The sequence below is a fragment of the Rothia nasimurium genome (assembly GCF_928382285.1).
In the GTDB taxonomy this organism is placed as follows: Bacteria; Actinomycetota; Actinomycetes; order Actinomycetales; family Micrococcaceae; genus Rothia; species Rothia nasimurium_E.
The window spans coordinates 112,663-132,300 of sequence record NZ_CAKMSS010000005.1; the positions used below are offsets into that span (position 1 = coordinate 112,663).

17 protein-coding genes are annotated in these 19,638 nt (G+C 61.4%); 14 read left to right on the forward strand and 3 right to left on the reverse strand.

Annotated features, from left to right (window positions below):
• Positions 1-16: 16 nt before the first annotated feature.
• Together mtnN and L6758_RS07185 are read right to left on the reverse strand one after the other, a co-directional pair.
• Complete coding sequence (mtnN, locus tag L6758_RS07180; protein ID WP_237205510.1) at positions 17-757, reverse strand: 5'-methylthioadenosine/S-adenosylhomocysteine nucleosidase; 741 nt, start codon at positions 755-757, stop codon at positions 17-19.
• On the reverse strand, positions 757-1,239 hold the full coding sequence (locus L6758_RS07185) for an S-ribosylhomocysteine lyase (RefSeq protein ID WP_237205511.1): 483 nt from the start codon (positions 1,237-1,239) through the stop codon (positions 757-759). Before L6758_RS07185 ends, mtnN begins: the two co-directional genes overlap by 1 nt.
• Positions 1,240-1,484: 245 nt before the next feature.
• Here L6758_RS07185 and L6758_RS07190 point away from each other — a divergent pair, with 245 nt between their 5' ends.
• The 4 genes from L6758_RS07190 (at position 1,485) to L6758_RS07205 (ending at position 6,277) form a co-directional block, all read left to right on the forward strand.
• Positions 1,485-1,787, forward strand: a complete 303-nt coding sequence (locus L6758_RS07190) for a hypothetical protein (RefSeq protein WP_237197247.1) — start codon at positions 1,485-1,487, stop codon at positions 1,785-1,787.
• Positions 1,788-2,099: 312 nt separating this feature from the next.
• Positions 2,100-2,369: a 30S ribosomal protein S15 gene (gene rpsO / locus L6758_RS07195; RefSeq protein ID WP_135012745.1), complete on the forward strand. Its 270-nt coding sequence runs from the start codon at positions 2,100-2,102 to the stop codon at positions 2,367-2,369.
• A 233-nt stretch (positions 2,370-2,602) separates the two neighbouring features.
• Positions 2,603-4,831, forward strand: a complete 2,229-nt coding sequence (locus L6758_RS07200; RefSeq protein WP_237205512.1) for a polyribonucleotide nucleotidyltransferase — start codon at positions 2,603-2,605, stop codon at positions 4,829-4,831.
• Positions 4,832-4,945: 114 nt separating this feature from the next.
• The gene (locus L6758_RS07205) at positions 4,946-6,277 is read left to right on the forward strand and encodes a M16 family metallopeptidase (RefSeq protein WP_237205513.1); all 1,332 of its coding nucleotides are present in this window, start codon (positions 4,946-4,948) and stop codon (positions 6,275-6,277) included.
• 58 nt (positions 6,278-6,335) lie between these two features.
• Here the strand turns inward: L6758_RS07205 and L6758_RS07210 are convergent, their stop codons facing one another.
• On the reverse strand, positions 6,336-8,294 hold the full coding sequence (locus L6758_RS07210) for an acyltransferase family protein (protein WP_237205514.1): 1,959 nt from the start codon (positions 8,292-8,294) through the stop codon (positions 6,336-6,338).
• A 338-nt stretch (positions 8,295-8,632) separates the two neighbouring features.
• Here L6758_RS07210 and dapB point away from each other — a divergent pair, with 338 nt between their 5' ends.
• The 10 genes from dapB (at position 8,633) to recA (ending at position 19,603) form a co-directional block, all read left to right on the forward strand.
• Positions 8,633-9,388 carry a 4-hydroxy-tetrahydrodipicolinate reductase gene (gene dapB, locus L6758_RS07215; RefSeq protein ID WP_237186855.1) on the forward strand — a complete coding sequence of 252 codons (756 nt, stop codon included), beginning with the start codon at positions 8,633-8,635 and terminating at the stop codon, positions 9,386-9,388.
• A gap of 3 nt (positions 9,389-9,391) precedes the next feature.
• A complete protein-coding gene (locus tag L6758_RS07220) occupies positions 9,392-9,997 on the forward strand; it encodes a hypothetical protein (protein ID WP_237205515.1) in 606 nt (201 codons plus the stop codon).
• A gap of 95 nt (positions 9,998-10,092) precedes the next feature.
• Positions 10,093-11,025 carry a 4-hydroxy-tetrahydrodipicolinate synthase gene (gene dapA, locus L6758_RS07225; RefSeq protein ID WP_237198501.1) on the forward strand — a complete coding sequence of 311 codons (933 nt, stop codon included), beginning with the start codon at positions 10,093-10,095 and terminating at the stop codon, positions 11,023-11,025.
• A gap of 103 nt (positions 11,026-11,128) precedes the next feature.
• Entirely contained in the window at positions 11,129-12,844 is a 1,716-nt protein-coding gene (locus tag L6758_RS07230; protein WP_237205516.1) for a ribonuclease J, read from the forward strand.
• A gap of 87 nt (positions 12,845-12,931) precedes the next feature.
• Positions 12,932-16,069, forward strand: a complete 3,138-nt coding sequence (locus L6758_RS07235; RefSeq protein ID WP_237205517.1) for an FtsK/SpoIIIE family DNA translocase — start codon at positions 12,932-12,934, stop codon at positions 16,067-16,069.
• A gap of 93 nt (positions 16,070-16,162) precedes the next feature.
• Positions 16,163-16,765, forward strand: a complete 603-nt coding sequence (gene pgsA / locus L6758_RS07240) for a CDP-diacylglycerol--glycerol-3-phosphate 3-phosphatidyltransferase (RefSeq protein WP_237198504.1) — start codon at positions 16,163-16,165, stop codon at positions 16,763-16,765.
• A gap of 6 nt (positions 16,766-16,771) precedes the next feature.
• A complete protein-coding gene (locus L6758_RS07245) occupies positions 16,772-17,314 on the forward strand; it encodes a CinA family protein (protein ID WP_237198505.1) in 543 nt (180 codons plus the stop codon).
• Positions 17,315-17,518: 204 nt separating this feature from the next.
• A complete protein-coding gene (locus L6758_RS07250) occupies positions 17,519-17,968 on the forward strand; it encodes a helix-turn-helix domain-containing protein (RefSeq protein ID WP_237186848.1) in 450 nt (149 codons plus the stop codon).
• Between the two features lie 102 nt (positions 17,969-18,070).
• Positions 18,071-18,292, forward strand: a complete 222-nt coding sequence (locus tag L6758_RS07255; RefSeq protein WP_185173269.1) for a DUF3046 domain-containing protein — start codon at positions 18,071-18,073, stop codon at positions 18,290-18,292.
• 204 nt (positions 18,293-18,496) lie between these two features.
• Positions 18,497-19,603 carry a recombinase RecA gene (gene recA / locus L6758_RS07260; protein ID WP_237205518.1) on the forward strand — a complete coding sequence of 369 codons (1,107 nt, stop codon included), beginning with the start codon at positions 18,497-18,499 and terminating at the stop codon, positions 19,601-19,603.
• Positions 19,604-19,638: the final 35 nt, after the last annotated feature.

Sequence of the window (19,638 nt, forward strand, 5' to 3'; positions counted from 1 at the left end):
GCGGGGCGGACGCGGGCTAGCGGCTGAGCAGGTCAAGCACCAGGGTGGCGCTTCGTTCGGCCACGATGGGGGCATCCATGTGGAAGTCCTGGTCGGCTGCCGGGCCGCAGAGGTCAGAGATACCGCGTACCGCGATGAAGGGTAGGGAACGACTGGAGCTAACCTGGGCCAGGGCGGTGGTTTCCATGTCGGTAGAAAGTGCCTGGGGGAAGAGCTGACGGGTGTCTTTGACGTTGTGGGCGGTAACAAAAGACCCACCGGCCAGCATCTGCCCAAAGAGGGCGCTACCTTCACCGGCGTAGGCCGCTGCGGCAGCGCGGGCCTTCTCAACCAGCACCGGGTCGGTGGCGTAGGTTGCGGGCATGCCGGGAACCTGCCCGAACTCGTAGCCGAAGGCGGTGGCGTCCGCGTCCGTGTAGGTGTAGTCGGTGCCGATAGCCAGGTCGCCCACATTCACGTCGGCGCGCAGGCCGCCGGCGGTACCGGCAGATACAATGACGCGCGGGGTAGGCACCAGAGCCAGAGCAACAGACAGGGCCGTGGCGGCATTGACCAGGCCAATCTTCGAGCACACCAGCAGAATCTTTAGCTCATCAGTACCGGTGGCAAGCACCCGGGGGTAGAAGATGGCCTCACCCAGGGCGTAGGCCTCACCGACCGGCTCGGTCTTAGCGAGGAAGGGGGCAGCCTCTTCGTCCATGGCTACCTGCACGATAGCGGCATTCTCAAAGCCAGAAGGGAGCGCAAAAGCCGACATTAGGCCATCACCTGCTCCCACTCGTCCTTCTTCTCCACAAAAGCACGAACCGCCGCCTGGGCCTCTTCCAAGGAGTGGTTAGCGCCCCAGCCGCACTGCACCTCGTTCGCTGCCGGAACCTCATCGGCCTCCAGAAGGTCATTCATGGTCGCTTCAAGAACCTGCATGAAATCGGCAGGCTCAAGGCCCAGGGTCAGGGCGTAGAAGCCGGTCTGGCAACCCATGGGGGAGAAGTCAATCAGAGCGTCGGTGTGATTGCGCATGTGGTGGGCGGTCATGTGCTCAATCGAGTGAACCGCCTTCATGCCCAGGTGCCCCTTGTTCGGCTGGGTGAAACGCACATCGTACTTAATCAGGACGTCCCCACCCGGCAGGGTCTTGCGGTCAGCTACGCGCACGTAGGGGGCTGCCACAGCGGTATGATCCAGGTCGAAAGACTCAACATTAGTCTTCTGCTTCTCAAAATTCTCAGTGATTTGCATGCTTACTATTCTCCCAGGCTCAGGGCACAAGCGCTAGCTGCGGAGTAATCTACTCACTGTAGGCATATTCGGCAGGTCATGCAGGCTCGTGCACCGCAGGTTGCACAGGCTCACGCTCACTGTCGACCCTCTCGTCTGGTTCGCTAGCGCTCACGAGACGATTCACGCCAGCCCCGAGCCAACAGCTTCGCTGTGAGCCTGCTTCACCTGCTCAAGAAACCCAAGAAGATTGTGGAGTGTAAACCATGAACGTACTGATTCCCACAGCTGCTGCCTCAGCCGGCCTCATGGGCGGCTACAAGGTTGCCCGTGTTACTAACGTCCGCGCCCTGGGCGGAGTAGCCCTAGCCGCCGGCGGTGCCGCAGCCTTTGCCGGTTGGCAGAAGAATGCCGGAACCGGCACCGCTGCCGCCCTTACCGCCGTCTACCTGGGAGCCTTCGGCTACTCCCACGCCCTGCACAAGAAAATTGGCCCCTGGCCCGCCGTCTGCGCTGTCACCGGCGCTACCGCGCTCGCTTCCCTGGCCTTCGGCCGCGAAAAGAAGTAGCACGGGGAGCTCTCTCTGCTGGCTTGACCAAGTTTGTACCACGCCCTGCCCACAAACGGTACTAAAAATGGGCCGTGCCTGGTACAAACTGGTGTTGCGGGCATGGCCAATAGAGCGGAGCAGGTGAGCAAGCTACCACCGGGGCATCTCTTCCCGGTGGCTGGCTTGTGCTGTAGAGTTGACTATGCATGTGACTGCAGTCCGTGGCAGTTACCTGCAGCGGGAAAGCCGCCCACCGGCGTCCTAGCCCCTCAACCCGGCAGCAAAAATGTTGACCGGGCCGCACACGGCACTAACTCTAGGAGTTAACCCATGGCTCTTGATCCCAAGATCAAGCAGGAAATCATGAAGGAATACGCAACCCACGAAGGTGACACCGGTTCACCCGAGGTTCAGGTTGCAGTTCTGACTCGTCGTATCACCGACCTGACCGAACACCTCAAGTTCCACAAGCACGACCACCACTCACGTCGTGGTCTGATGATTCTCGTTGGTCGCCGCCGCAACCTGCTCGGCTACCTCAAGAGCGTCGACATCGAGCGTTACCGCGCCCTCATCGAGCGTCTCGGTATCCGCCGATAACACAAGGTTTGTGAGCGTGAGGGCGACACCGCAACCCGCGCATCCGGCTTAATAGCCGGATGCCGCTGGTCGGGGGTGACGCCCTCACCCACACCTACCACCCAAGAATAGAACTAAGTCGCCGCGTGCTTTGACGGTCCTCGGTAGCGGTTTACAGAAAGCCCCATTGGCGGGGTCTGTGAGCCTCAATCGATGACCGAAGGCGCGGCGCAGACAACAGAAATGGAGGAACCTTGGAAGGTCCCGAAATTCAGTTTGCAGAAGCAATCATTGACAACGGCAAGTTCGGTAAGCGCGTAGTACGCTTCGAAACCGGCCGCCTCGCCAAGCAGGCCGCAGGCTCTGCCCTGGTCACTATCGACGACGACACCACCCTGCTCTCAGCCACCGCTATCGGCAAGAGCCCCCGTGACGGCTTCGACTTCTTCCCCCTGACCGTAGACGTTGAAGAGCGCATGTACGCAGCCGGTAAGATCCCCGGCTCCTTCTTCCGCCGTGAAGGCCGCCCCTCAACCGAAGCGATCCTGGCTGCCCGTCTGATCGACCGCCCCCTGCGTCCTGCCTTCAAGAAGGGTATCCGCAACGAGGTGCAGGTCGTCGTCACCGTGCTCACCATTGAGCCCGACGAAATCTACAACACCGTAGCAATCAACGCAGCGTCCTGCTCCACCACCCTCTCCGGTGCTCCCTTCGCGGGCCCCGTCGGCGGTGTGCGCATTGCCCTGATCGACGGCCAGTGGGTTGCCTTCCCCAAGTACTCCCAGCTTGAGAACGCTGTCTTCGATATGGCTGTAGCCGGTCGTGTTGTGACCAAGGCTGACGGCACCGAAGACGTCGCCATCATGATGGTTGAGGCTGAAGCTACCGATAACTCCTGGAAGCTCATCAAGGAAGACGGTGCCACCGCACCGACCGAAGAAGTTGTTGCTGAGGGCCTCGAAGCTGCTAAGCCCTTCATCGCCGCCCTCTGCAAGGCCCAGGCTGACCTGGCTGAGCGCGCCGGCAAGCCCGCCCTGGAGCTGCCCATCTTCGGTGAGCGTGCCGCAGAAATCGACGAAGCCGTCAAGGCTTTTGAACCCAAGATCGTTGAGGTCTACTCCATCGCCGGTAAGCAGGACCGCGAAACCGCGTCCGCTGACCTGCAGCAGGAAATCGTAGAATCCCTCGCCGGTGAAGGTAAGGAATTCGAAGGCCGCGAGGACGAAGTCAACGCAGCTTTCAATGCTCTGACCAAGCACGTTGTGCGTCAGCGCATTCTCACCGACCAGGTCCGTATCGACGGCCGCGGCCTGACCGACATCCGTCAGCTCACCGCTGAGGTTGAGGTACTGCCCCGCGTCCACGGCTCTGCTATCTTCGAGCGCGGCGAAACCCAGATCATGGGCGTCACCACCCTGAACATGCTCAAGATGGAGCAGCAGCTGGACTCCCTCTACCCGGTCAAGTCCAAGCGCTACATCCACCACTACAACTTCCCGCCCTACTCAACCGGTGAAACCGGCCGTGTGGGCTCACCCAAGCGTCGCGAAATCGGCCACGGTGCTCTTGCTGAGCGCGCCCTGACCCCGGTTCTGCCGTCACGCGAGGAATTCCCCTACGCTATCCGCCAGGTCTCTGAGGCTCTGGGCTCCAACGGTTCTACCTCCATGGGTTCCGTCTGTGCCTCCACCCTCTCCCTGCTGAACGCCGGTGTGCCCCTGCGCGCCCCCGTCGCCGGTATCGCCATGGGCCTTGTCTCCGACGAGGTCAACGGCGAAACCCGCTACGCAGCCCTGACCGATATTCTCGGTGCTGAGGATGCCCTGGGCGATATGGACTTCAAGGTCGCAGGTACCTCCGAGTTCGTCACCGCTATCCAGCTGGACACCAAGCTCGACGGCATCCCCGCCTCCGTTCTGGCCGGTGCTCTGACCCAGGCTCGTGAAGCCCGCCTGCACATCCTCGAGGTCATCAACGCAGCGATTGACGCTCCCGACGAGATGAGCGACTACGCACCCCGCGTCATCTCCGTCCAGGTTCCCGTTGCCAAGATCGGTGAGGTCATCGGCCCCAAGGGCAAGATGATCAACCAGATCCAGGAAGACACCGGCACCGACATCTCTATCGAGGACGACGGCACCGTCTACATCGGCGCAACCGACGGCCCCTCCGCCGAAGCAGCCCGCGCAGCAATCAACGCGATTGCCAACCCGCAGGTTCCCGAGGTCGGCGAACGCTACCTGGGTACCGTCGTGAAGACCACCACCTTCGGTGCCTTCGTCTCACTGACCCCCGGTAAGGACGGCCTGCTGCACATCTCCGAGCTGCGCAAGCTCAACGACGGCAAGCGCGTGGACGACGTCGAGGACGTCGTCGGCGTAGGCCAGAAGGTCCAGGTCGAGATCTCCAAGATTGACGACCGCGGCAAGCTGTCACTGGTACCCGTCGTGGCCGAAGGCGAAGAGAGCGGCGACGAAGAGTAATGACCGCTCCGTAGCTTCTACCGTACGAAGCAGATAGAGGGGGCAGACACCCGGTGTCTGCCCCCTCTTACTCATTCAATTTCTTACTTTCCCCATCAGAAAGACCTGACTGATATGCCCGTCCTTCTACCCCTTGAAACCGCTGACCTCACCGACGAGCTCAATTACCGCACCGGCCGTCTCATCTACGCCGGTGGGGGAGGCAACGAAGTGCGCCGTTCCGTGTTGCCGGGCGGCGTCCGCGTCATCACCGAACGTATGCCCTCCCAGCGCAGCGTCTCCATCGGTTTCTGGGTAGGGGTAGGCTCCCGCGACGAACAGCCCGGCATGCTGGGTTCCACCCACTTCCTCGAACACCTGCTCTTCAAAGGCACCGAAAGCCGCACCGCCCTCGACATCGCCCACGCCTTCGACCGGGTAGGCGGTGAATCCAACGCCCTCACCGCTAAGGAGCACACCTGCTACTACGCCCGTGTGCTCGATGAGGACACCCCCATGGCTATCGACGTCATCGCCGACATGGTCACCGGAGCCAAGCTCGACCCCGCCCTGCTGGAACAGGAACGCGGTGTCATCCTCGAAGAAATCGCCATGGACCAGGACGACCCCACCGACGTTGCCTTCGAATCCTTCATCGAACAGCTCATGGGCAACAACCCGCTGGGTCGCCCCATCGGCGGCACCCCGCAGGAAATCACCGACGTTGCCCGCGACAAGGTGTGGGAACACTACAAGAAGTTCTACACCCCCGACCGCCTGGTTATCTCAGCAGCGGGTAGCCTCAACCACTCAGAGATCGTCAATCTGGTGCTTGAGTCCCTCGCCAATCGCGGCTGGGACCTCACTGAAGGGGCCCTGCCAGCCCCGCGCCGCGTCCGCCATCAGAGCGACATCGTGCCCGGTGCCCGCGAAAAAACCCTCGAAAAGGGCTTTGAACAGACCAACATCGTGATGGGCTGCCCCGGCCTCATCGCCGGCGACGAGCGCCGCTACGCCATGAGCGTGCTCAACTCCGCCCTGGGCGGGGGAATGTCGTCCCGCCTCTTCCAGGAAATCCGCGAAAAGCGTGGCCTTGCCTACTCCACCTTCTCTTTTACCGGATCCTACTCAGACGCCGGCTATTTCGGTATGTATGCTGGCTGCCTGCCTGCCAAGGCAGAGCAGGTCACCGAGCTCATGCGCTCTACTTTTGACGAGTTTGTACGTGACGGTATCACACAGGAAGAGCTTGAGAAGGTCGTCGGGCAGCTCGGCGGTTCTACCGTGCTAGGAAGCGAGGACGCCGGCTCCCGCATGAGTCGCCTGGGCCGGGCAGAACTGGACTCGGGCAAGTTCCTCTCGATCGATGAACTGCTCGATGGGGTTCGGTCAGTAACCGCCGACCAGGTTAACGACCTGGCCCGCTACCTGGCCAGCCAGGAGTGGGTTACCACTATCGTCAAGTAAAAAACAGCAGGGGCACCCGCCGGCATAGTGGGTGCCCCTGCTGTATGTTGGTCGTGCCTTATTCGTCGAGGGCCTTCGCCACCGCGTCTTCCACGGTTTGAGCGTACACAGTGAGTCCCTCATTCTGAGGGTGCACGCCGTCGGAGACCAGGTATTCGGGGTGGCCCTTGGCGGCGGCCTGCCAGTCGGCAACGAAGACGGTATCTGGATTCTGTGCCGCGAACTCGCGAATCACCTGGTTAGAGGGCCCAATCCAGGTCAGGTTGGCCGGGCCAACACCGGTCACCAGCACAATCTTGCGCTCCCCGTTAGGCGACACCGATGCCTTGAGCTGTTCTAGCTGATCTACGGTGAAAGTAGAGTTGGCGGTTACCGACAGTACAAGCACGTCGCGCATCTGACCCGAATCTACCAGCTGCTCAATAATGGGCAGGGCAGCGGAGCTAGTGCGGGAAACTTCCGCATTGACCAGGGCCTGGGGCATAACCTCACCCAGGGCAATCGAAGAAGCCAGCGTGACCGAGTCACCCACAATCGTCACCTGGGAACCATCAACAGCGGCAGACGGCGCGGTGGATGAACTAGGGGAGGGGCTGGCGCTTTCCGTCGGTTCAGCCGAGGCGCTGGGGCTGACAGAAGAGCTGGGAGCAGCTGATGCGGTAGTCGGCTGGGGTGCCGGTGCGGACGCCTGCGCGTAGTTGGCACCGGCTGCCACCACGGCTTCAGCCTGGGTCATGGCAGGTGCGGTACGCACTGCAAAAATTGTGGCGATCAGGGTTACACTAGCGAGGACGGCTGCGCCCACCGGCAGTGCCCGGCCGGCCGGTGCCACCATGGCTGAGAACCAGGCTGATAGTGCCCCGCGGAAGCCCAGCTGACGCACGGGCTGTTCCACATACATATACGACAGACCCGCAACAATCAGGGTTAAGAACAACACGCCGACGTTCACCCAGGGGGAGCGCGCCGCACCAAAGGTGTAGTGGGCCAGCACCATCAGGGGCCAGTGCCAGAGGTAAATACCGTAGGAGCGCTGGCCGATCCAGCGCAGGGGAGCTAGGGACAGCAAGCCCCGAAAGAGCCCGGAGGTGCCGCCGCGGACGTCCGGAAGCAGAGCCTGAATCATACCCATACCCAGGAGGGAACCCACCAGCAGCCCCCAGGGCATCAGCCAGGAGCTGTGGTCTGACAGGGTCAAAGCATAGGGAACCACCGCAACCAAGCAGCCCCAGCCAACCAGCTGGCGGAGCCAGCCCCAGATACCGTTGCCATAACCTACTAGGGGGTAAAGCCGGTCGTCAACGGGCGGGTACATGGACCAGGGAATCATCATGGCCAGTAGCACGCCCAGCATGAGCCCGTAGAGGTGGGTATCGGTGCCGTAGTAAAGACGCGTTGTGGAAGCCCCCAGCGCACCCAGAACCACGGCTGCTAGCAGTGAGAGAGAACCCACGATGCCGGGAACCATAGCCCGCTGCCACCACTTGGCCATAAACATAAAGACAAAGACCATGACCACAGGCCAAAAGAGGTAGAACTGCTCTTCAACCGCCAGCGACCAGAAATTGGTCATGAGCTCAGGGGAGGTCTGAGTGAAATAGTCGTTGCCGGCCCAGATCAGCAGCCAGTTCGACGAATAGGTAAAAGCACCAAGAATCTGACGGCCCAGGCCGACCTGGGCATCACCGCCCACCAGCAGGGCCAAAGAACCTACCACCAGGGTCAGCAGGGCAAAAGCCGGCACCAGGCGGCGCAGACGCCGAACCCAGAAAGAAACGATATCCATCTTGCCGGTATAAGCACCCTCACGTAGCAACAGAGCGGTGATGAGGTAGCCAGAGATGACAAAGAAAATATCGACACCAATCATGCCCCCGGGTAGATACTGGGGCCACAGATGGTAGACCAGCACCAGCAAGACCGCGATAGCGCGGATGCCATCAAGACCGCGCAAGACGAAGCGTCGCTGCCCCTCATGGGGGTGCACGGCGGAGTAAAAAACGTGGTCGTCTTTCATAGTTCCCTTGGGTTGGTGAGCTGGGGTGCAGGCGCACCTTTCTAGTGTAAGAGTTGGTCGGGTTTTCTTGCGTCGCACCCGCCGGGTAGTTTTTGTAACAGGCAGGCCTAGAGCGGTTCCGGATGCTGAAATATCCCGGTCTGGCCGTGGATGTTCTCGCAGGTGACATAGCCCTTGGGTGCGGTAAGGCGTGCGGTGGGGCTCCCCTCTTCGCTAGAGTAGTGTGATGTGGCTTGTTGATGCGATACAGGTGCCAGCCGGTGCTATGCGTGTGAGCGAGTACTGCCAGGTGTCACCCGGCACCCGTAACATCAACGTACTAAAGGGGTAAAGAAGGTATGAGCAAGATTTGGAAGGTCGCTGTTGTCGGCGCCGCAGGACGTATGGGATCAGAGGCGGTCAAGGCCGTCAACACCGCAGAAGATATGGACCTGGTAGCTGCCCTGGGCAACGGGGACTCCCTGGATCTCTTAGTCGAGTACGGCGCGGACGTCATGATTGACCTGACCGTCCCCTCCGCCACTGAAGCCAACGTACGCTTTGCCGTTGAACACGGTATTCACGCGGTGGTCGGCACCACCGGCTGGAACGAAGAGCGCCTAGCCTCACTCGAAGCCCTGCTTGCCGAGCATCCTCGGGTAGGCGTACTCATCGCCCCCAACTTCGCCATCGGCTCCATCCTGGCTACCGAATTTGCCGCTAAGGCTGCAAAGTTCTTCGAGTCAGTAGAAGTCATCGAAATGCATCACCCCAACAAGGTCGATGCGCCCTCGGGCACTGCCGTCCACACGGCCCAGAAAATTGCTGCTGCCCGGGCTGAAGCCGGGGTGCCTGCCTCACCTGATGCCACCGAAACCGATGAGGGCGGCTCTCGCGGCGCTAAGGTTGCCGGCGTCAACGTACACGCCGTCCGCCTGCGCGGCCTCACCGCCCACCAAGAAATCCTGCTCGGTGACGCCGGCCAGCAGCTGGTCATCCGCCATGACTCCTTCGATCGCACCAGCTTTATGCCCGGCGTCCTGCTGGGCGTCCGCCAGGTCGAACAGCACCCCGGCCTGACCGTGGGCCTTGACCGCTACCTCAACCTGGACTAACCCATGACCTCGCTGCGCGCCTTCACCGCCGGAGCTATTGCCCTGGCCATCCTCACCGTACTGATTTTGCCCCTACCCCTGGGCACCCGCCTCTTCCTGCTGGCAGTAGGCGTGTTCTGCGCGGTCTTCATCGCGGTGGACGCCGGTGGGCGAGGCAAAGCCTTCGCCGCCCTGGTGACGGTAGCCCTCAGCCTCTACCTGGTGCTCACAGCCCAAAGAGGCTTTATCTTCCTGCAGAACGCGGGGGCACTAGGTGCCCTGCTGGGTGGGGCCCTCATCGTCCTACCCGTCCTGGGCGCCTGGGCCATGATCCGCGAAATCATCTTCGGCTCCCGCACCCAAGCCCTGGGGCAGGAACTCGCCGCAGCGGGGGAGCTACCCGAAGATACCCTGCCCCGCACCGAAGCAGGCCGCATCGACCGCGCAGCAGCCGACTCACAGTTCACCCACTACGCCACAGCCACCGAGAAAGACCCCACCAGCTGGAAAAACTGGTTCCGTCTCTCCCTGGCTTACGACGCCTCCGGCGACCGAAAACGCGCCCGCAAAGCCATGCGCACCGCAATAGCCCTGCGCCGAGGCAAAAACCCCACCCAGGTCACCATCTAAAGCCAGGCTGCCCGCCGGCGTCCGCCCCGGATTAGCGCCAGCCTTTAATCAAACTCACCCCACCCCGCCTAGCCAGATAAGGTAACGTAGTAGATATGTCTGAGACCGTACAGCACACCCCAGCCACAGCAGAACCCATCTTCGGGCGCCTGCTCACCGCCATGGTCACCCCCTTCACCGCACAGGGAGAGGTCGACGAGCAGGCAACCGCCGCGCTCGCCACCAACCTGGTGGACCGCGGCCACGACGGTCTCATCGTCTGCGGCACCACTGGCGAATACTCCACCATGACCGATGAGGAAAACGAAAACGTCTTCCGCATCGTCAAGGAAGCCGTGGGCGACCGCGCCAAAATTGTAGCTGGTGTAGGTTCCAATGACACCGCCCACACCCTGCACCTGGCCTCCCGCGCCGAAGCTGTAGGTGTCGACGGCCTGCTTGTGGTCACCCCCTACTACAACAAGCCCACCCAGACCGGTCTTGAAGCCCACTTCCGCACTGTCGCTGACGCGGTTAAGACCCCCGTCATGCTCTACGACATCCCCGGTCGCGCCGGCATCCCCATCACCCCGGCCGTCTACCGTGCCCTGGCAGACCACGAGAACATCGTGGCCGTCAAGGACGCCAAGGCCGACTTCACCGCTGCCACCGAGGTCATGGAAACCACCGACCTGGACTACTACTCAGGCGACGATGGCCTAACCCTGCCCTGGCTGGCTATGGGAGCCGTCGGCCTCGTCGGCGTTACCTCCCACGTAGCCCCCGAACACTTCCGCCAGCTGATCGACGCAACCGTCGCCGGTGACCTGGCAACCGCCCAGAAACTGCACCTGGACCTGGCCCCGGTCGTCCGCGCCGCTATGAGCCGCGTACCCGGCTGCGTTGCCGCCAAGCAGATTCTCACCTGGCAGGGCATCCTCGACTCAGCCGCCGTGCGCCTGCCGCACGTATTGGCTACCGACGAAGAAGCCGCACAGATGCGCTCCGACCTCGAAGGCTCCATCATCGCCTCAACCCTGGTCAAGTAAAAACGTACTGCGGGTACCCGGCGGGCCCACCCAAAATCAGGAAGATTTTGGGTGGCCCGCTTTGCCCGTATTCAGAAAAGAAAAGATAGAAGAAAGAGAAACTATGCAAACAGTTGAAAGCCCGCACCTTCCCCCCAAACTGAAAAAAGACACCCTGCGTGTAGTACCCCTGGGCGGTCTCGGCGAAGTCGGCCGTAACATGACCGTCTACGAGATTAACGGCAAACTGCTCGTGGTCGATTGCGGTGTGCTCTTCCCAGAAGAATCCCAGCCCGGCGTAGACCTGATCCTGCCCGACCTCAACTACATCAAGGACCGTCTGCAGGACATCGTGGCGATCGTGCTGACCCACGGCCATGAGGACCACATCGGCGCTGTACCCTACCTGCTGCGTATGCGCCCCGATATTCCCCTGGTAGGTTCCCAGCTGACCCTGGCCCTGGTCGAAGCTAAGCTCCAGGAACACCGCATCAAGCCCTACACCATGGACGTTGTTGAGGGCCAGGTTGAGCGTTTCGGCCCCTTCGAATGTGAATTCGTAGCCGTTAACCACTCTATCCCCGATGCCCTGGCAGTCTTCATCCGCACCAAGGCTGGTAAGGTCCTGCACACCGGCGACTTCAAGATGGACCAGCTGCCCCTGGATGGCCGCATCACCGACCTGCGTCACTTCGCCCGCCTGGGTGAAGAGGGCATCGACCTCTTCCTACCTGACTCAACCAACGCTGAGGTTCCCGGCTTCACCCCCACCGAAAAGAACATCGGCCCGGTGATTTCCAACGTTATGCGCGATGCTAAGCGCCGCGTCATCGTTGCCTCATTCTCCTCGCACGTGCACCGCGTACAGCAGGTGCTCGATGCAGCTGCTGAACGCGGCCGCAAGGTGGTCCTGGTCGGCCGCTCCATGGTACGCAACATGACCATTGCAGAGAAGCTGGGCTACCTGAACGTACCCGAAGGTATTCTGGTTGACCTCAAGAAGGTCGATGACTACCGACCCGAGCAGATTGTCATGATGTGCACCGGCTCCCAGGGCGAGCCCATGGCGGCTCTCTCCCGTATGGCTAACGGCGACCACAAGATCCAGGTCGAAAAGGGCGACACCATTATCCTGGCCTCATCCCTGATTCCCGGTAACGAAACTTCTGTCTACCGCGTGATCAACGGCCTGATGAAGCTGGGCGCCAACGTGGTGCACAAGGGCAACGCTAAGGTACACGTCTCAGGCCACGCCGCTGCTGGTGAGCTGCTTTACTGCTACAACATCCTGCAGCCCAAGAACGTCATGCCTGTGCACGGCGAAGTCCGCCACCTGCTGGCTTCAGGCAAGCTGGCTATCGAAACCGGAATCAAGAGCGATCGGGTGATCATTGGTGACTCCGGTACTGTCGTTGATTTGCGTGACGGCCGCGCTGATATTGTCGGTCAGGTACCCTGCGAATATGTCTACGTTGACGGTAAGTCTGTAGGTCACGTTACCGAAGATGACCTCAAGGACCGCCGCGTCCTGGGCGAAGAAGGCTTCGTCTCTATCGTCACCGTAGTTGACCGCGCCACCAAGCGCGTGGTCACCGGCCCCGACATCCACGCCCGAGGCATCGCCGAAGACGACTCCGTCTTCGACGACATCACCCCCAAAATCACCGCAGCCCTTGAGGACGCCCTGCACCGGGCTCCTGAGCGCGTGCACACCACGCATCAGCTGCAGCAGATCGTCCGCCGCACCATGGGGGCTTGGGTAGCCCGCCGCTTGCGTCGCAAGCCCATGATTGTGCCCGTGGTCATCGAGACCCACACCCCCGAGGCTGGCGGCAACTAGCAACCTCTGAGCATACCCGGCGGCAGTTTTACCTGCCGCCGGGTAAGCTATTTAAACGCAACCGATCATCAAGCAGTATTGGGAAGAATGGCTCCGCGAAAGTCTGCATCGAGTAAATCAGCCCCCCGCGCCGCGGGGAGCCGCTCCAAGGCGTCCTCACGTCGCTCAACCTCAGCTCAAGGTAGAAGCCGGAAGGCCTCGTCAGCACCCCCACAGGAAAGTAACGCCTTTGTGCGCGCCCTGGTAGGAGCCTGGCAGGCCCTGGCCTTCACCGTTGGCGGTGCCGTACGCCGAATGGGCGAGCTCCGCACCGATATTGAACTCCACGAACGCCGCGACGGCGGTGCCCTGCTGGTGCTGGCTATCGGCCTGCTGACCGCCGGGGTGGAATGGTGGGGCTGGCGAGCTGACCCCGCCAACCTGGCCTGGTACGAGTGGCCCCTGCACCTGTGGCACATCGCTGTGGGCGGTCTCTTCGGTCAGGGATCCCTGCTCATTCCCATTCTCTGCCTGATTTTCGCTATCCGTATCTTCCGCCACCCGCTGGAGGTGCGGGCTAACAACCGCATTGCGATTGGCTTTACCATCATGACGGTCTCTGCCTCGATGATGGGGGCCAAGGTGGCGGGCTACCCCTCTTTCTCATCGAGTTTTGATGAATTCTGGGGCGGCGGCGGTACCGTTGGTGTGCTGATTGGCACCCCCGCCAGCCGTATCGTAGGCGGCGTGAATGTGCTGGAATGGCTTTTGATTGCCCTGGTTTTCCTGGCCGGTCTGCTGGTGGCCACCGATACGCCCCTGCGTCAGATTTGGCCTAAGATCGTGCATATTTTCGGTCTGATGCTGGGGGAGAAGCCCCACGGTTCGGTCGCTGATGCCGGGCGTCCTTCCCGTGCCTCCCGTTCTCAGGACGAGGCCGAAACTCGCGTGCTAGAGGGCGACCACGACCGCTCCTATCTCTATGAGGACGCCCCCGCCCCGGCTCCCCGCCGTCGCGGTGGCTTACTGAGCTGGTTGGGCTTTGGCCCCCGTACCGAGAGCGACCGCAGACTCGACCGCTACGAGGCGGACGAGGCCTACCAGACCGCTGTGATCGATGACGGCTCTGAGGCTGACCCCGAGACAGCCCGCGTTGAGCAGGTGGCCCCGGCACCCCGCCGTGCCGCCAAGACGTCAAGCCGACCTGTTGAGGCCTTTGACGTAGAAGCACCCCGCAAGCAGACCCGCCGCGAGAAGAAAGCGGCGGCTAAGGCTGCCAAGCAGCAGGCCCAGCTCTTTGACCAGGGCCTGTGGGAGAGCGAGGACGAGCTTGCGGCCAGCTACCCCGGCGAAGACCGTTCGGACGCCCCGGCCCAGCGCCTGGACCAGGCCCGCCAGGCTGCCGCCGAGTACGGCTATCGCCCTGAACCGGTAGAAGCAGACCGTGACGGCTTTGAGCCCGAGACTGTTGCGCCTCAGCCTGTTAGCCGACCGGCTGCTGCTCCTGCATCAGCACCCGCCACCGCATCAGCCCCTGCTGTGCCCCGCCCCGGCAAGGGGAGCGCGTCCGCCCGCCTACAAAACAACACCGTGGCAGAGCGAACCGAGCAGCCGCGTGGCGAGCTGGTCGTGGAGTCTTCGACCGGCTCCTACGCCCTGCCCACCGAGTCCATGCTCGAGGCCGGCCCGCCTGCCAAGGAAAGCTCCGAAGCCAACGAACAGGTGGTCGATGCCCTGACCAACGTGCTCCAGCAGTTCAACGTAGACGCCGAGGTCACCGGCTTCTCCCGCGGCCCCACCGTCACCCGCTACGAGATTGAGCTGGGCCCCGGCACCAAGGTGGAGCGCGTCACCGCCCTGTCCAAGAACATTGCCTACGCCGTGGCATCTGCCGACGTGCGCATCCTCTCGCCCATCCCGGGTAAGAGCGCTATCGGTATCGAAATTCCTAACACCGACCGTGAAATCGTGGTGCTGGGCGATGTGCTGCGCTCGGCTAAGGCCCACGCTACCGACCACCCCATGGTCATGGGCGTGGGTAAGGACGTCGAGGGCGGCTTCGTCATTGCTAACCTGGCGAAGATGCCCCACATGCTGGTGGCAGGTGCTACCGGTGCCGGTAAATCCTCCTTCGTGAACTCCATGATTACCTCGATCCTGATGCGCTCAACCCCCGATCAGGTGCGCCTGATTATGGTTGACCCCAAGCGCGTGGAGCTCACCGCCTACGAGGGCATCCCCCACCTGATTACCCCCATCATCACCAACCCCAAGAAGGCCGCCGAGGCCCTACAGTGGGTGGTGCGCGAGATGGACGCCCGTTACGATGACCTAGCTCACTACGGTTACAAGCACGTGGACGACTTCAACAAGGCCGTCAAGGCAGGCAAGATTCAGCCCGAACCCGGCTCCAAGCGCCAGATCAAGGCCTACCCCTACCTGCTGGTGATCGTGGACGAGCTCGCCGACCTGATGATGGTCGCCCCGCGCGATGTGGAAGAATCCATCGTGCGTATCACCCAGCTGGCGCGTGCCGCCGGTATCCACCTGGTACTGGCGACCCAGCGTCCGTCCGTCGATGTGGTCACCGGCCTGATCAAGGCTAACGTGCCCTCCCGCATGGCTTTTGCCACTTCATCGGTGACTGACTCCCGCGTGGTGCTCGACCAGCCTGGCGCTGAAAAGCTCATTGGCCAGGGTGACGCCCTCTTCCTGCCCATGGGTGCCTCCAAGCCCATGCGTGTGCAGGGCGCCTGGGTGGGTGAATCTGAGATCCACGAGGTTGTCGAGCACGTCAAGAAGCAGGCCCCTGCGGTCTACCGCGACGACGTGATTGCCGCAGCGCCCTCCAAGAAGATTGACGATGACATCGGGGACGACCTGGACGACCTGCTCCGGGCAGCCGAACTGGTGGTCAATACCCAGTTCGGTTCAACCTCCATGCTGCAGCGCAAGCTACGCGTGGGCTTCGCTAAAGCTGGGCGTCTGATGGACCTGCTCGAATCCCGTGAAGTTGTTGGCCCCTCTGAAGGATCAAAGGCCCGTGACGTGCTGGTCCAGCCCGATGATCTGCCCGCCGTCCTAGCCAAAATCCGTGGCGAGGAGCCTCCGGCTGTCGCCTCCGATGACCCCTACGGCGGCGACCCCGTTGCCCACATGAACGACGGGGTGCCGCAGGCTGTTGACTACTACGACGAGGCGGACGACCCCGACAGCGAGGACGCCTGGAACCTCACCGGCCGCTAGCCCCGCCCGCTAACTACAGCCCGCCGCCAGACCCAACCGACGGCGTCCGCCCCGCACACATCGGCGGGGCAATGCCACCCTAAGGAGAAGACCATGGCCGACCAGACCGCAACCGCCTCAAACTGGAACATACCCAATACGCTGACCGCCCTGCGCATACTGATGGTGCCCCTGTTCGTGTGGGCCCTCTGGGCTGGCGGCCCCCACGGTGAGGCCAGCCTGAGCCTGCGCTGGTGGGCAGCTGCTGTATTCGTACTGGCAATGATCACCGACTGGCTCGATGGTTACCTGGCCCGCAAGAACAACCTGATTACCAGCTTCGGAAAGATTGCCGACCCCATTGCCGATAAGCTGCTGACCGGTGCCGCCTTCGTGGTGCTGTCTATGCTGGGGGAGCTGTGGTGGTGGGTTACCATCGTGATTCTGGTGCGCGAGTGGGGTATTACCGTGATGCGCCTCTTCATCATCAAGTACGGGGTGATGGCAGCCTCTAAGGGGGGCAAGCTCAAGACCGTGCTGCAGACCGTGGCGCTGGTGCTGATGATTCTGCCGCTGGGGCAGCTGGGCGCCTGGGCCCTGTGGCCCGGCTACCTGGTCATGGCCGCAGTGGTGGTGGTGACCGTGGTGACCGGTATCGACTACGTCATCAAGGCCATGCAGCTGCGCCGCGACTACTTCGCGGCTCAGGGCAAGTAGGTTGGCATGGCTGAGATAAAGACTCAGGAGCTTGAACGCGCAGCAACCCGCCTGGTGGCCGTGGCGTCGGCACAGACCGGGAGCAGGGCCACTTCGGGGGCGGACGCTGGCACCCAGCTAGCAACGGCAGAGTCCCTGACCGGGGGTATGGTGGGGCAGCTGATCTGCACCGTTCCAGGGGCCTCAGCCGTGTATCGGGGCGGCGTTATTTCCTACGCCACCGAGGTCAAGGCCTCGGTACTGGGGGTACCTGCTGACCTCTTGGCTGAGCGGGGCGCTGTTGACCCCGATGTTGCGATTGCTATGGCGCAGGGAACCGCCCGGGTCTGCGAAGCTGATTTCGGCGTTGCCACCACCGGTGCCGCCGGGCCTGAGCCCTGCGATGGAAAACCGGTGGGGCGCGTCTACCTGGCGGTGGCGCACCCGGTTAGTGGGGGCGTCCGCGTGCTTGAAAAAAACTATGACGGCAACCGAGCCGAGATTCGCGCCCAGGCGGCTTATGACGCCCTGAATCTGCTTGCAGACTTCCTTGCTGAAACTGTAAAGTAAGCTCCCAGAAAATTTTCAGATGAATTTTTCAGCTAATAGGGAATGAAAATACAGCCGGGTGGGTTTAGATAGATGTAACGGGAAAAAATCGTAAGTAAACGACATATTCTCGAGTTCAGCTGACGAAAGCGCCACAATGCGCTAGGCTGAAACCACACGCTCCTGATATAACGGGAGCACGACCACCAGGAGATTGGTATAAAAATGACTAAGCAGCCCGTATCCGTGAACGGTGTCGTCCGTTGGAAGGATGTGGGTCAGACTGAGAATGCTGCCCCCGCCCAAGACACCGGTAAAGTAATTCTGCTCCGCCACGCAATTGGCGAAGTTCTGCGCGATGTACGTCAGCGCCAGGGTCGCACCCTCCGCGAAGTTTCCCACTCAGCCCGAGTGTCACTGGGCTACCTCAGCGAGGTTGAGCGCGGCCAGAAGGAAGCCTCATCAGAGCTGCTGGCTTCTATCTGCCAGGCACTGAACATCTCCCTCTCAGCTATGCTGGCCGAAGTTTCAGCCCGTATGGCTGTCGAAGAAGGCTTCTCGGTACCCGATACTGTACCCGCTGAATTCTCAGAACAGTTCAAGCGTGAATACGGTATCGCCGCAACCTCAAGCCGCGATATTCCCGCCGTTGAGCGCCCCCTGGCAGCTCGCTAGACGATTCGCTCTCTAGGTAACTAAGAGATGGAGCCGGGCCCCGCAAGGGCTCGGCTCTCTTTGTGTTCTGTGGTGTCTGTGTACTGTGGAGGAAGGAAGAAGATGAAGCTCAGCGAATTTTGGGCGGCGATGGACCATGAGTTTGGTCCGGTCTATGCCCGCCATCTAGCCCGTGATCTGGTGCCCGGGGACTTCGGTGATTTGACGGCCCAGCAAGCCCTGGACGCCGGCGCCAACGTGCGCGAGGTGTGGCTGGCTATTTGCCGGGTGCAGGACGTTCCTGTGGAACGGCAGCTGGGGCCCGATATTGAACCGCGCCCCTAGGCTAGAAAATCGTTCGTACTTAATAGAAAATGTGTTCGAATTCCTGTAGGATTGTGAACAAACGACCGGCAGCCCGCGACACATAACCGGGTTATCCACAGATTTTCAAAATCTTCGCGCTGAACCCTTAAAGTGTCAGCCCTAGGTATTACCGTGGTAGCCAGAGAAGAACTCTCGTACCGCGATAAGAAATGAGGAACATACATGGCAGCGAAAACTCGCATGCAGTCAGTAGGTCAGGTGCCCGCCGAAGGGCGCGAAAAGGCACTTGAGGCCGTCCTTGCCCAGATCGATAAGAACTACGGCAAGGGCTCCGTCATGCGCCTGGGAGACCGCAAGGCCAGCAAGGTCGAGACTATTTCAACCGGCGCTCTGGCCCTGGATGCCGCCCTCGGCATTGGTGGCCTGCCCCGCGGTCGCGTGGTAGAAATCTACGGCCCTGAATCTTCCGGTAAGACCACCGTCGCCCTCCACGCTGTGGCTAACGTGCAGAAGGCCGGCGGTATCGCAGCCTTCATCGATGCTGAACACGCTCTTGACCCGGTCTACGCAGCCAAGCTGGGTGTAGACACCGACGCTCTGCTGGTCTCCCAGCCCGATACCGGTGAACAGGCCCTGGAAATCATGGATATGCTGGTGGGCTCTGGCTCCATCGACATCATCGTGGTCGACTCCGTTGCCGCTCTGGTGCCCCGCGCCGAAATTGAGGGCGAGATGGGTGACTCCCACGTGGGTCTGCAGGCCCGTCTGATGTCCCAGGCTCTGCGTAAGATTACCGGCCGCCTGTCAGCAACCAACACCACTGCTATCTTCATCAACCAGCTGCGCGAAAAGATTGGCGTTTTCTTCGGCTCACCCGAAACCACTACCGGTGGTAAGGCTCTGAAGTTCTACGCCTCGGTACGTATCGATATTCGCCGTATTGAGACCCTCAAGGACGGCGCTAACCCCATCGGTAACCGTACCCGCGCCAAGGTCGTCAAGAACAAGATGGCTCCGCCCTTCAAGCAGGCTGAATTCGATATTCTCTACGGTGAGGGTATCTCGGTTGAAGGCGGTATTCTCGACCTTGCCGTTGAGCACAACGTGGTCAAGAAGTCCGGCGCCTGGTTCACCTACGAGGGTGATCAGCTGGGCCAGGGTAAGGAAAACGTGCGCCGTTTCCTCAAGGACAACCCCGAACTGACCGAAGAGATCAAGTACAAGACCATGGTCAAGCTCGGCATCATTGAGGGTGAAGAGGAAGAGCTGGACGAGGTAGAGCCCAGCACCTCTGTTGACCCGCTCGATGATATCTCTGAGAACTTCTAAACTCATAACAGCGAGCTAGTAGCCGCCACTACCGG

What these genes read in the sequence shown, in the direction of transcription:
- L6758_RS07245 (WP_237198505.1), top strand. Translation starts at nt 16,772, where the DNA reads ATGGCTGAGATAAAGACTCAGGAGCTTGAACGCGCAGCAACCCGCCTG.
- L6758_RS07210 (WP_237205514.1), bottom strand. Translation starts at nt 8,294, where the DNA reads ATGAAAGACGACCACGTTTTTTACTCCGCCGTGCACCCCCATGAGGGG.
- L6758_RS07230 (WP_237205516.1), top strand. Translation starts at nt 11,129, where the DNA reads ATGCAAACAGTTGAAAGCCCGCACCTTCCCCCCAAACTGAAAAAAGAC.
- L6758_RS07190 (WP_237197247.1), top strand. Translation starts at nt 1,485, where the DNA reads ATGAACGTACTGATTCCCACAGCTGCTGCCTCAGCCGGCCTCATGGGC.
- L6758_RS07235 (WP_237205517.1), top strand. Translation starts at nt 12,932, where the DNA reads ATGGCTCCGCGAAAGTCTGCATCGAGTAAATCAGCCCCCCGCGCCGCG.
- L6758_RS07220 (WP_237205515.1), top strand. Translation starts at nt 9,392, where the DNA reads ATGACCTCGCTGCGCGCCTTCACCGCCGGAGCTATTGCCCTGGCCATC.
- L6758_RS07250 (WP_237186848.1), top strand. Translation starts at nt 17,519, where the DNA reads ATGACTAAGCAGCCCGTATCCGTGAACGGTGTCGTCCGTTGGAAGGAT.
- pgsA (WP_237198504.1), top strand. Translation starts at nt 16,163, where the DNA reads ATGGCCGACCAGACCGCAACCGCCTCAAACTGGAACATACCCAATACG.
- L6758_RS07255 (WP_185173269.1), top strand. Translation starts at nt 18,071, where the DNA reads ATGAAGCTCAGCGAATTTTGGGCGGCGATGGACCATGAGTTTGGTCCG.
- dapB (WP_237186855.1), top strand. Translation starts at nt 8,633, where the DNA reads ATGAGCAAGATTTGGAAGGTCGCTGTTGTCGGCGCCGCAGGACGTATG.
- dapA (WP_237198501.1), top strand. Translation starts at nt 10,093, where the DNA reads ATGTCTGAGACCGTACAGCACACCCCAGCCACAGCAGAACCCATCTTC.
- mtnN (WP_237205510.1), bottom strand. Translation starts at nt 757, where the DNA reads ATGTCGGCTTTTGCGCTCCCTTCTGGCTTTGAGAATGCCGCTATCGTG.
- L6758_RS07205 (WP_237205513.1), top strand. Translation starts at nt 4,946, where the DNA reads ATGCCCGTCCTTCTACCCCTTGAAACCGCTGACCTCACCGACGAGCTC.
- L6758_RS07185 (WP_237205511.1), bottom strand. Translation starts at nt 1,239, where the DNA reads ATGCAAATCACTGAGAATTTTGAGAAGCAGAAGACTAATGTTGAGTCT.
- rpsO (WP_135012745.1), top strand. Translation starts at nt 2,100, where the DNA reads ATGGCTCTTGATCCCAAGATCAAGCAGGAAATCATGAAGGAATACGCA.
- recA (WP_237205518.1), top strand. Translation starts at nt 18,497, where the DNA reads ATGGCAGCGAAAACTCGCATGCAGTCAGTAGGTCAGGTGCCCGCCGAA.